The organism is Nocardia brevicatena NBRC 12119 (genome assembly GCF_000308495.1).
GTDB lineage: Bacteria > Actinomycetota > Actinomycetes > Mycobacteriales > Mycobacteriaceae > Nocardia > Nocardia brevicatena.
Genome location: NZ_BAFU01000224.1, coordinates 1 through 12,220, shown reverse-complemented (window position 1 = coordinate 12,220; position 12,220 = coordinate 1). Strand labels below are relative to the sequence as shown.

The window sequence follows — 12,220 nt, the reverse complement described above, 5'->3', positions numbered from 1 at the left end:
TGGACCGCAGGATCGTGATCGGGCCCCACCCCTCGACCACGGCGTCGTCGGTGAGACCGGTCGAGACGACGTACTTGGGCAGCTCCTTGTACGCAAGGTGATCCTGCGAACCGGGCCAGACCGGGGCGAACAACTCGTAGCTGCGCCGCCCGAACATCAGTGCCGTCGTCTCGGCGAGTTCCTCCGCTTTGAGCGAGTAGGCCTCGGGCACGAACTCGGTATCCGACACCCAGCCGCCGCCGCGGTGCCCCTCGGTCTTGCCGCCCGGCGAGTCCAGCACTCCGTCCAGCGTCACGAAGCCCGTGTAGACCAGTTCACGTGTCAAGGAATCCTCCAGATAATGGACGGCGGAGACTGCCGTGGCCAGTGGATACAGGCGGCCCGGGTGTCGGCTCGACACGCCACCTCGGATCGCCGCTCGCAGCCTACGGGCGGGAAGTGCTGCTGTCTTGGACGAAACCGACACCGACGTCACTCGCGGCATCCACAGCCTCATCAGCGTTTCTCGACGGTGAAGTTTCATCGCGCCCGGGTAAGAGGTCGTCTCATGCGGGCGGAAGCGGCTGCACCGTATTGCGTGCTCGGTGGTGGATGCTCTGGCTCGTTGTCTGGTTCCGGATACGTTATGGGATATCGCCGAACCGCTGATCGAAGAAGTTCGCTGCGTGCAGGCAGCGTGGTGGGATCGCTCTGGTCGATGATCGTGCGGTGTTGGTCGCAATCGTGTTCGTGCCGACCGGCGGATGTGCGTGGCAGCAGCCGCCGCCGGCCTTGTGCACGTCCCGCAGCCGGCCTCAGATACGGGTCAGGTTGTCGCGTCCGTGGTCGGCCAACTGTTGACTGAGCTCGGCCTTGCGCTCGGGGCTCATCAGCACGTACGACGAGCCGCGGCGCTCGTACACCGGTTCGTCACCACCCCATCCCATCCGCCGCAGGGTCGGCTTGCTGATCTTGTGCGTCGCGGTGACCGGCAGCTGCCCGGTGACCCGGACCAGCCAGGGCGCCCACTTCGTGCCCAGGTCCGACTGCTCGCTCAGGAAGCGGGCGAACCCGTCGGCGTCGAAGGCGCAGTCGGACAGCTGCAGTGCGGCCATCACCCGGTCGCCGGTGACCGGGTCGGGCACCGGGTAGACCGCGACCGCGGTCACCTGCGGAAATCGGGCGAGGATCCGCTCGACCGGGGCGGCGGCGAAGTTCTCCGAGTCCACCCGCAGCCAATCCGCGGTGCGCCCCGCGAACCAGAAGAACCCGTCGCGGTCGCGGTAGCCGAGGCCCCCGGTCCAGAAGTCGCCGTCGCGCAGCTTCTCCGCCCCGGCGGCAGGGTTGTTGTAGTAGCCCTCGAACCGTTCGGCCGCCCCACGGGAGACGATCTCCCCGATCGCCTCCTCGGCGTTGAGCAATTCGCCGTTCTCGCCGAACTCCGCCGGCGGGCACACCCGGCCGTCGGTGTCCACGATCTCCACGACGTGCCCCTGCTGCGGCAGCCCCAGCGCCCCGTCGGGGGTGTCCGGGGTGTGGATGATGTAGCAGGTGCCCTCCGAGGACCCGTAGGACTCGAACAGCGGGCAGCCGTAGCGGCGGAGGAACTCCCTCCGGTCCTTCGTCGACGCCTCGGTCCCGAACCCGAACCGCAACCGGTTGTCGGCCTCCGCGGGCCGCTCCGGCTGGGTGAGCACGTAGGCCAGCGAGCGGCCCACATAGTTGAAGAACGTCGCCCCGAACTTGCGAATGTCGGGCAGGAAAGCCGAGGCGGAGAACCGCCGCCGCATTGCGAAGGCCGCCCCGTTGGCCAGGCAGGGTCCGAAGGCGCTCATCAGCGCGTTGCCGTGGAACATCGGCATCGCGTTGTAGGCCACGTCGTCGGAGGTGAACTCGATCGGGTTTCTCTGGGTGATGAACGCCCACCGCCCAGTGGAGCAAATCACGACCTTCGGCGCCCCAGTTGAGCCGGAGGTGAACAGCAACAGCAGCGTAGTGCGCGGATCGAGCGCCTCGGCGGGCGGCTCCGGCACGGCACCCCTGTGGGCGGCGAGCAGCCCGGTGTAGTCGGCGCCGTCGGCATCGAAGACCCGCTCGGCCCCGTGGTCGATACCGTCCAACAGATCGCCGTAAGCGTCGTCGGTGACGATAAGCGCACAGTCGGTCCCGCGGATGGCGGCGGCCAACTCGGCACCACGACGCGTCGGGTTGATACCCACCACGGTGGCGCCGGCGAGAGCTGCGCCGGTGACCAGGAACAGGTACTCAGGAGTGTTCTCCAACAGCACCCCGACATGCCAGGGCCGGTCCTCAGGGCGCAACTGCCGCAGCAGCGCGGCCCGACCGGCGGACTCCTGCACCAGCTCGCGCCAACTCCACCGGCTGTCCTCGAACAGCAGGGCGGTGCCGTCGTCCTCGGCGCGCGCGAGCAGCAGCTCGGCGATCGTGGCGTACTCCGGTGTCGGAACCGTGGTTATCGCCTGCTCCTTTCAGGGGTTCATCGGCTCAGGAGTACGTCGGTCGGCCCCGGCGCGGATTGGGCGTGTCGAGGAAGGTAGCACCGGAAGAAGAGGTTGCGGCCGCTCGTTCTCGATCACCGGGAATCCCGCTCCGCCGGGATCCGCCGACCGATAGGCGGCTCCGTCCATCACACACCGGTCGTCCGGCGCGCGCAGGTCCGACCGGAAGGGCAGGGCATGAGAGTCGGCATCACCGGCCCGTGAATCGCCCCGTGTTTCGTGCTCCTCTCTTTTCCTCGAGGGGATGGAGATCACGTCGGTGATGTACGGCGCAGCGACCCGCGCCCGGTCGGATCGGCGACCTACGAACTGTCGAGCAAGGCGCCCCGGCTGCGCCGGCAGGAACCGCCCGAGTACCGGCCGCCGGAACAGCTCATCAGCGGGGCCATAAGAGAAACCTCTCACCACAGGCCACCCCGATCAACGCGCCGGCGGCGATCGGATCGGCCCACGGTCGGCCGAATACGCTGTTGGACAACAGCCCGGTCAGCAACACCGCCCACAGATAGGTGCACAACGGTGTCTGTTTCGAGTCGGCGACCGCGGAAGAACGAACCGCAGCGTTCGCTCGCGCCCGGTCACCGGCTCGCGGCAGCGACACCGCTCATCCGTTGCTTGGGCAAGAAATGCTACAGCTTGTACCCGATGCGGCGCAGGAGCCGCCTGCGGTCTTCCTGGTCATCCCGGGTCTCCACACCCACCGGCACGGTCCCGTCGACGATGCCGATTATGCCCCTCCCCAGCTCTGTCTCGGCGATCAGCACCTCGACCCGATTGGCTGTGGCGCAGAAAATTCCACAGACCTCCGGGACCTGCCGTATCGCATTGAGCACGTTGACCGGATAGCCCTCGTGTAGGAATACGATGAACGAGTGCCCCGCGCCGACAGCGACCGCGTTCTTCGTCGCGAGCTCGATCAGGTTCTCGTCGTTTCCGGAGCGACGGACCAGCCGCGGCCCGGATGCCTCACAGAACGCCAGCCCGAACCGCAGGTGCGGGCTGATCCCGACCAGTGCCTCGTGCAGGTCTTCCACGGTCTTGATGAAGTGGGACTGCCCGATTATCACGTTGAGATCATCCGGTTTGTCTATACGCACCGCAGTCAGCTCCATCGCAACAGTGTGCGCTCGGGTGGGTCGCACCCGCCAGGGCGATAAGTCCCAGCGTGCCGGGATCTTCTGCTCTGGTGGTCGGACAGCGCGACCAGGTGTGCTGCCGATGTCGCTCGGGGTCGGATGAAGGGACTACTCCGGCTCGGCTGTGCCGGACCGCCCCCAAGTAGCGGGCGGACTCGGCGTGCGAGCAGGCGAAAGGGGGGCTCGCTGACCGGACGCAACCCGGTCGACCGCGGCAAGCCCGCTTCCAAGGTCCACGTGCTGTCCGACGCCGAGGGAACCCCGCCGGTCGTCCTCGGGACTACGCCGGTTTCTCGCCCCGGGCGTGAGAGCCGGGGCGGGTGGTCGCCATAGTCATCGCGTTGTCGGGGCCGGCTTTCGGCTGCGGTATGGATCCTGGGCAGTCTCCGCATTTTCACCGCAATGGAATGGGTACATCATGGGGGCAGCGACCGTCTGCCCTGATCGACTGATTCGCGTGGACAATGAGCGTGGTTGTGTCGCTGGTGGTTTGATGTCGATGTGGAGCACGGTGGTTCACGAGAAGCTGCTGGAGACGAGGACGGGAGCCAGTCGCGGATCGACGCGGTTGATGTATGGACTCCGATTCCGGTTTCCAGGCGAAGGACGACCTCTATGTCGAAGTCGTCCGGCTCGGCATGCCGGTTGGGTTCGGCGGCATTGTGCTCGCGGCGGTGATGGCAGCGATGATGTCCACGCCTTCAGGCGCCCTGATCCACGGCATCGTCTACGCGTTGACCACCGCATACGGCATTCTGGCCGGCGGACTGCTCGTAGCCGTCCTCGGTGGACCTGTCCGGAAGGGGGCGACCAGGGCCGCTGCACCGACCGCGATCGGCATAGGCATCGTCGCGACCTTGTCGACCATGTACGCGGTCGGCGACATCCTTGTCGACGAACCGGCCCACCTCGGACCAACAACCGCCACAGTTGGGTTCGTAGCGGTCGGCCTGCCGACGCCGCGGATCCCGGTGAGTGCCCTGTCCGTATGGGAGGCGCGAACCGCGGGACAGACCAAGGCCGTGTCACCATCGGTCAGCGGATAGCGCGATGGTCGAAAAGATAGTCCTGCTCGACGATGTCATTCCCGCTCCGGTGCTCGCCGAGTGCCTTGCCGCCGATGGACTCGCCGCTGAGGTGATCGTTGCCGAGGAGGTTCCCACGGGCCCAGGCATTGTTGCGCTGCTCGTCGGACCGGAAGCCGTGAGGCTTGCCGATGCGCATCTCGCCGCGTTGCCGGACCTGCGAGTCCTGTCCGCCACATCGACCGGCTACGACCATCTCCCGCTGCGAGCGGCGCGGGCGCGCGGAATCCGGGTCACGCACACGGTGGACTACTGCACCGAGGAAGTCGCCGACCACACCCTGGCAAGCGTTCTCGGCCTGCTCCGTTCGACTACCTCGCTCGATGCAGCGGTGCGGACAGGACGGTGGAATATCACCGCGTCACCGCCACGCCGCATCGCCGGAACCGTTTTGGGCCTCTACGGATTCGGCAGGATCGGCACGGCCGTGGCACGTCGAGCGCGTGCACTGGACATCGACGTGCTGGCATGCGGGCGTTCACTCGGCTCGCGCATATCGGAATTGGCTGCCAGGGGCGTCACCGTGGTCGAGTGGCCCGAATTGCTGCGTCGAGCCGATGTGCTGAGTCTGCACGTTCCGCTGACCGACGAGACCCGCGGCATCATCGATGCCACGGCCCTGGCGGCCATGTCGCCTGGCTCGTACCTGGTGAACGTCTCCCGCGCAGAACTGATCGACCACGATGCTCTCGGCGCCGCGTTGCGCAGTGGCCGGCTTGCCGGCGCTGCGATCGATGTGCTTCCACAGGAACCACCGGCGCCGAACGACCCGATTCTCCGATTTCCGAACCTCGTTATCACCCCCCACGCGGCTTTCTACTCGCCAGGCGTCGCCGAGACACTCGCTCGCCGTGTCGCGGCCGATGTAGCCGCCGCTCTGAACAACACGCCTCCGCCAAAGACCGGTCCCGACATCGCATCGATGTCGTGCCCCGGCAGCGATATCACCTCGGACCGCTGACATCGAATGGCAAATCCGCCCCGCCGTGGCGCTGTCGGTCACGGCCTGCACAGCTACAACAAGTATCACGAGTGAAAGCGATGGCGATGGCGCCGAAATGCCGCATATGAGAACCGCTGACCGGCGATTATGGTCCTCAGCGGCCCACGGCGCGGTACACCATACCGCGAGCATCGGACAGCGCGCCGACAAGTCGTTCGGCGTCCGGCCCGGTGATCTCGCGGACCGCCAACAAATCCACCAGTATTTCCGACAATGCCGCTACCTGCGCTTCGACCATCGGTGTCCGCAGTATGCCCGCGATTTCCTGCTCGGAAAGACCTCCTTCCGACGCGAGTGCGACCGGACCGAGCGGAATATGCGTCCCGGTCGTGTCCCGCCCGAGGACCGCTTGTATTCCGGCGAGATTCCAGCCCATCGGAATATCCACCGAGCGATCACCGATACCGCATTGTTCGATCGTGGTCCGCACGGCGGCGTGCACCCTCGGCAAATATTCGGACTGGTAATAGCCGCCGAGACAGCCCACGCCACGGGCCGAGGACACGACGGTAAAACAGGTGGGTAGTGCGGGGATCAACTCTTCGGCGGCGATGGCCTGCGCCAGTGGTTCCGGTGCCAGCTCCCATGACCGCGGATCGGTGGCCGCGGTCACCTCGACCAGCCGATCCGAACCACCTTGTGAACGCACGACAACCGGCACTCTGGACCCCTGCGGTGAGACGGTCCAGAACAGGTGGGTGCCGCCCCGCGGATCTCCCTGCTCCAATACCTCGGTCCGCCAGCAGCCACGGACGCCTTCCAATGCCCGTAACAGTCGAGTGCGCACCTCATGGTCGAACACCAGCGGGTAGATCAGGCTAGAGGTGTCCCGAAGATCCCGTGCCAGCAGGAGCGCAGTTACCCGTTCGAGTTCGACGTAGACGGGGCGCGCGCAGGTTGCCGGCACCGACCTGTCCCACAGGCGGGCATTGATCAGCCGACTCTGGTCGTCGAACGAAGCCGCTTCCGCGATATCGGGCCGATCCACATCCTCGTCGAGTGCCCGCAATAATTGGCGCCTGCTGTACTCGGAGATATCCGAATCGGAGACCCGGTAGGAGGTCAATCGGGCGCGCACCCGGGCGATATCGGCGGAGGTCAGGCGTGGCGCGGTACGAACCATCCGCCGACGTTGTCGATGTGATAGCAGCGTCAAACGGTATGTCTTCGAGCCGAGCCGGCGTGGTTGGTAGTACAGCAGACCCATCGGGAATGTCGGATTGTCCATGCTCACCGAGCCGCAACTGAGCACGACGGCTGTTCGACGACCGGGCATATACCGCTGTCCGCGCACACAGTGCAGGAGCGTGGCGTGGAACGAATCCGCCATGGTGTCCAGGCCGGAGTGGTTCGTGGTGGCGACTATCGGGTCGGCGAGCATCTCGGTCGCCGCTCGATTCGCGACGGTTTCGCCATAGACCGGCTCGGCCAGGGCGCGGACGGCGTCGGCCACCTCTGCGACGCCGCCACCGACGGGATCGGGGGCCGGCGCAATGACGAGTCGATCGAGGTACTCGGCGATCGTGAGCATCCCGAACCGGCGCACCGCGGACGAGAACGCGGGTGCGCCGGTGGCCGCGCGATGAATAAGTGCCCAGGCGTCGTGGCCGGCGAAGTCGGGCACCTGATCCGATCCGACCACGTCATCAATCATCACTTACCCTCGGCTTTCCTGGTTCAGGCATTCCGTCCACTGTTATCCGGTCGGCGGGCAGACTCCCTGGATATCTCAGCAAGCGGCTCGCGATCAGTTTCAGGCAAATAATCGAGAACACGGCGACATAGCCGGCGATAACCCAGCGGGGGCCGACGAAAAGTGCCAATATCGACGCGAGCATGCCATTGCAGGGAACAGCGGCCCAGCTTATGAGTCGCCATGCTCCGACAACTCGCCCCATATACTCCGTCGGCACACATTCGGCACGGATATTGAGTGCGTGAACATTGAACGCTCCCAGGCCCAGGCCGTGGCATGTGAAACCGGCGGTGAGTACGAAGACAACGAGCGGAGTTGGCCCATCGGCGGCCGGAACAAGCGCCAGCGAGACGGTGCCGGCAGCAATGGACCAGGCGACCGTGCGCCCGACGCCGAATCTACGTCCGAGCGCGGTGGCGCCGCATGCGCCCAGGAAGGCACCGATATTTGCCGACGCGAGTATCCATCCCAAGGCAATGGCGGGCAGATTCAAGGTCGTTGTCCCGATAACAAGGAAAAATGTGTACGCGACGAGGCTGAGCAGGTTGAATGCCCCGGTCTGCGCAACCAGGGATCGTAATACCGGATGCCGCCAGATCATTCGGACCCCGAACAGGGCGTCGCCAGTCATATCGCGCCATCCTGATATCGACGTTCGGGGGCGGTCACGCACAGGTCTGATGCGCCATCCGAGCGCCAGCGACACAACATAGGTCGCGGTATTCACCAGCGGCGCGAAGGGCGCGCCGAACACCTGTACAAGGAAGCCGCCGATTCCGGGGCCGGCCGCGTCGGCAATGGTATATGTCCATTCCAATCTGGTGTTGGCGCTTTCGATCTGGTTGCGCGTAACCAACCGGGGGGCATACGAAAGGTAGGCGACGTCGAACACCGCGCTGAAAGAACCGACAGTGAAGGCAATGGCAATCAAGAACCACGTGTTCAGGACCCCGGCGACGTGTGCCAGCGGCACACAACCGATGAGGACAGCTCGCGGTAGGTGACATACCAGAAGGAGCACGCGAATTGAGTAGTGGTCGACTAATCGGCCCGCAAATAATGAGACGAAGAGGATTGGGATGTGCTGGGCGCTCGTCAGCAGCGCTACGGCGCTCGGCCCCGAATCGAGCACCACGACGGCAACCAACGGAAGGGCGATAACACTGATCTGGCTGCCGATCTGGGCCAGCGTCTCGCCCATCCACAGCCTGCGGAAGTCGTGGTTGCTCCAGGCACTGGCATTGGACCGAAGGCATGCAGAGCTTTTCATGGCATCGCTGTCCGCACGGAACGTCGAACGAACCGACACACGCGTTTTCCTGGTACCTGAGCATCGCGTCGAGGTGAGCAGCCGGCTCGGCCCGTTCGGTGGCGAGCCTCGGCCGCTCGCGCCGAGTAGGCGATCGGGCGCCGACCGTCGAGAAGAAGATCGATAGTAAATATGTCTCTACTACTCTCCGGCACAGACGGCGCGACCCGACGTGGCCAGTCGGTCCGCCGCTTGTCCCAGTATTTCGGCGCCCCGCTGGATCAACTCTGGATCGCGGGCCAGGGCAATGCGAAGGAACTGGCGGCCACGTTGCGGTTGGCTCCAGAAGAAATTGGTGCCCGGTAGGACATGGACACCGTTGCCGATCGTCTCCTGGGCCAGGGTTTCACAATCGAGGCAGTCCGCGAGATGCACCCAATCCACTGGAATCGCCGAATCCGGTTCTGTGACGAACCGGAATACGTCACCCGCCAGCACCGATCGTAAGATTGCTCGATTGTTCCGCATGAGCGGCAGAACGGTGTTTTGAATTCCGTGCCGTGCACTATCTTCGATAAATTCTCGTAGTACCCTGAGATGGAAAGGCGAGACGCTCTGCAGCAGGTCGTCGTGTAGACGGCTCAAATCCGGGTACATATCCTCGCTGCACACTGTCAACCCGACCTTCATCTCGTTGGCGGGCCAGGTCTTTCCGGTGTCCTCCAGCACTACGTACGATACTGCCGCGTCCTCCAGGATCCGGTACTTCGACCAGTCATCGGATCCCGTGGCGAAAAACCGAAAAGCCGAATCGAGGACGAGCGTGCAGTGTCGCTCGCCGCAGAGTTCGACAAGGGTCCTGAACTCTGGCTCGGACAATACCCGACCGGTGGGGTTGTTGGGGGTCACCAACCACACCACCGCAGGATCCAGCCGAGCGAGGGCCGCAGGCAGGCGGTCTACGGTGCAATCGCACTCCGGCAGGGAAACCACCTCGACATTCTCCCGGTGCAAGATGGAAGGAATACTGTCGAAAACAGGCTCTATCAATGCGACTCGCTTACCGAAACGAGCGCAATGGCTGGCGACCATGGTAATCGCACAGGATGCGGAATAGGAGAAAAGATAACGAGAAGAATCCCCGATGAGCGGCTCCCCGGACAAGTTCATAAAGGCGTTCAGGAAAGCCTCTTCTTGTTCCCGGTACGGCGCAGTCCGGGCTTCGTGGAACAGTTCTGGAAGTCTCTCGACAATCGCCAACTGGGACGACGACAGCGATTGGCGACAGTGGGCATCCGATAGATTTATTGCTCGGCCGAGACTTTGCCTCTCGTAGGTTGTGCTCGTTATACGAGGAAGTGAATCAGGCGCCTGCCTCTGTCGCGGTCTCATAATGTGCCGGTCTCCAGTTCTATATCGAATACTGATAGAAGCTTCCAATGTCGGTGCTGCCACCGTCGTTGCCGGGAATGACCGGGGTGGCGGTGACGATCTCGCTGTCGGGCCGATGGCGATGTGGGCCTTGTATCCGTCGAACCCGCGAGCCGAGACCTTGTTGCCCGTGGCGGCGTAGTCGTCGTCGCCACGGGAATCTCCTCGGCGGCGAGGTCGCTCACGAGGAGGTAGAGATGTACCGGGTGATGGCCGGTCCGTGGCCGACCGAGAGGCCGGACCGCGGTCGTTGCTCACGTCTTCGAGTAGAGCGGACCCACCAGCGATGGTGTCTCGACAAAGACATTTCCGAGGAGCGGCCGGGTCCGGCCTCTGTGCCCGGGTGTCCTGATCGGAAGCGTGCCCCCCGCCGCGGTGTGACTCGTTACGGTTGCGACTCCGGGCGACTCGACCGAGTCGGTTGCGTCCGCATCGTCTCGACAGGAGTCCGGATGATCGCCTCCGAATCGTTCGATCACATCGTTGGCAAGAGAACGAGCGCGCCGACAGCGGCCGAACCCGCCGGCCCGTACGCCATCGCCGGCCTTTTACCCACTTTCCGCAACGGAGGCCGGTCGGGCGGGGTACCCGCTCATCTCCGTACCTCGATCACTGTGCCACGTCGGCCGTATCGGGCCATTCGATTCGGTTGCGTGCCAGTAGAGTCCGATCGGAATGCGTGACCTGTGGAGTGGTCGGCTCCTCGATTCGGCTCCACGACAGATTCGTGGTGTACTTGAGTTTTGATAGTTTGTCATGATCGTGGACATGCATCCGGGAACGTGCTCCTCCACGGTGATGATCGGATCGGGTCCACCCGACATCGGCGGCATATTCGTCCTTTCTCTCGATCCCGTCGTGCGGGATCAGACGATCGCCACGTCGTGGCATTTCGGTGTTTCGCCGCGGACCGGCGACAGTCACGTGAGCGCTACCCGGTGCACGGTCGATCCAAGGGTCCGCCGAGCGTCGCGGATGATGGAGTGGCCCCCGGATGCAAGGGTGGGTGTCGATGGCCGGACGGCCCACCATGGCGATCACCCGGCCGACGGCCCGCGCCCGCGGGCTTCCGGCCGGGGACACACCGTTATATTCCTGGCGTACCGCAACGACGAGTTCACCGTGCGGTATCTGCCGCGAGGGAACCACCACGATGGGGATCGATATTCTGGGATACGCAACGGTCGACTGCACGGACCTGTTGTCCAATCTCTCGCCCGGGGTTGCCGGAGGCCACGGAATTCACGCCGACGGCGCCACGACCCCAAGAATGGGATCCAATACCGACGGTCCGGCAGTAGGGAATTCCCTACATTCGGTCGAACTCCCTTGGCAGGCTGCCAATTTCAGATATCGCTTCGAGGCGAGACCTCTGATGGACACGCATAGCCGACAGCTGGACCACCGCGAGACGAGCTCGCGATCCAGGTGTCGGCCATCGGATCACGGTGTAGCCCAGATCGAGGATGACGCGTAGCTGCATCGAAGGGCACGGATTTCTCACCCGCGAGAATCCCGGGTGGCGCCGACGATCCGGTTTGCGGGCATACTCGCGACTCGGCAGCGCGCTTCGGTCTCGAGGGAGCGCAGGCGAGAAGGGTGGCCAGGACAACGGTGGGTTCGATCCCAACAGTAGAGCCGAGCGACGCGGTCGACCCGGGTGTCGTTGCCGGTGAGGTTGATCGCGCGTGTCGGGAGATCGGTTTTTTCCGCGGCGGTGGCCACGGCATATCCGCCGATTTGATCGACAACGCCTACGCGGTTTCGAGATCGTTCTTCGATCAATCGGAGGACGCCAAGAGCAGGTGCAGGTCAGCGGAGAGCTCCTTTCTCGGCTACCGGGGTGTCAACACACTGCACGCGTCGTCCTCGAATACCAGTGCTCCACGCGATCCCGAGGAAACCTTCACCGTGTGTCTCGCCCCGGCCGAGGCGGGTCCGCGGTTGGACGAGTCGGAGTTCTTTCCCCCGAACACCCGGCCCACCGACATGGAGAACTTTCGCCGGGCATTCGAGTCCTATTATCGTGCGGCACGATCGTTGGCGATGCGGATCGGTGCGGTATTCGCCGCCGGGATGATCACGGTTTCGGCGCTGGTTGTCGGATGGTTCCTGGCCCGCC

10 protein-coding genes are annotated in these 12,220 nt (G+C 64.4%); 3 read left to right on the top strand and 7 right to left on the bottom strand.

Translation table 11 applies throughout. The features are described from left to right. From ON20_RS27010 to ON20_RS26995, 4 genes are all read right to left on the bottom strand, one after another. On the bottom strand, positions 1–325 hold a 325-nt coding region (locus ON20_RS27010), incomplete at its 3' end, for a dihydrofolate reductase family protein (protein ID WP_040840154.1). A 469-nt stretch (positions 326–794) separates the two neighbouring features. After that, positions 795–2,456, bottom strand: a complete 1,662-nt coding sequence (locus tag ON20_RS27005) for an AMP-binding protein (protein WP_040840148.1) — start codon at positions 2,454–2,456, stop codon at positions 795–797. 418 nt (positions 2,457–2,874) lie between these two features. Next, on the bottom strand, positions 2,875–3,099 hold the full coding sequence (locus tag ON20_RS27000) for a hypothetical protein (protein WP_051163408.1): 225 nt from the start codon (positions 3,097–3,099) through the stop codon (positions 2,875–2,877). 28 nt (positions 3,100–3,127) lie between these two features. Then, positions 3,128–3,610 (bottom strand): adenosine-specific kinase, encoded by a 483-nt coding sequence (locus tag ON20_RS26995; RefSeq protein WP_040840146.1) that lies wholly within the window; start codon positions 3,608–3,610, stop codon positions 3,128–3,130. Between the two features lie 599 nt (positions 3,611–4,209). Between ON20_RS26995 and ON20_RS26990 the strand changes: the two genes are divergently transcribed. Continuing rightward, on the top strand, positions 4,210–4,680 hold the full coding sequence (locus tag ON20_RS26990) for an SLC5/6 family protein (RefSeq protein ID WP_040840144.1): 471 nt from the start codon (positions 4,210–4,212) through the stop codon (positions 4,678–4,680). A gap of 4 nt (positions 4,681–4,684) precedes the next feature. Continuing rightward, positions 4,685–5,680 carry a C-terminal binding protein gene (locus tag ON20_RS26985; protein ID WP_083865319.1) on the top strand — a complete coding sequence of 332 codons (996 nt, stop codon included), beginning with the start codon at positions 4,685–4,687 and terminating at the stop codon, positions 5,678–5,680. A gap of 136 nt (positions 5,681–5,816) precedes the next feature. On the opposite strand, the gene ON20_RS26980 is transcribed toward ON20_RS26985, so the two are convergent. The 3 genes from ON20_RS26980 to ON20_RS26970 all read right to left on the bottom strand — a co-directional run bounded on the left by ON20_RS26980 (position 5,817) and on the right by ON20_RS26970 (position 9,927). Further along, on the bottom strand, positions 5,817–7,376 hold the full coding sequence (locus ON20_RS26980; protein WP_157229043.1) for a hypothetical protein: 1,560 nt from the start codon (positions 7,374–7,376) through the stop codon (positions 5,817–5,819). Next, positions 7,369–8,727, bottom strand: coding sequence for an MFS transporter (locus ON20_RS33490; RefSeq protein ID WP_157229042.1), 1,359 nt, complete (start codon positions 8,725–8,727; stop codon positions 7,369–7,371). The genes ON20_RS26980 and ON20_RS33490 overlap by 8 nt, the downstream gene beginning before the upstream one ends. 141 nt (positions 8,728–8,868) lie before the next feature. Next, on the bottom strand, positions 8,869–9,927 hold the full coding sequence (locus ON20_RS26970) for a pyridoxal phosphate-dependent aminotransferase (RefSeq protein WP_157229041.1): 1,059 nt from the start codon (positions 9,925–9,927) through the stop codon (positions 8,869–8,871). A 1,770-nt stretch (positions 9,928–11,697) separates the two neighbouring features. Between ON20_RS26970 and ON20_RS26960 the strand changes: the two genes are divergently transcribed. Next, a partial coding sequence (locus tag ON20_RS26960; protein WP_169332389.1) for a 2-oxoglutarate and iron-dependent oxygenase domain-containing protein occupies positions 11,698–12,220 on the top strand: 523 nt, incomplete at its 3' end.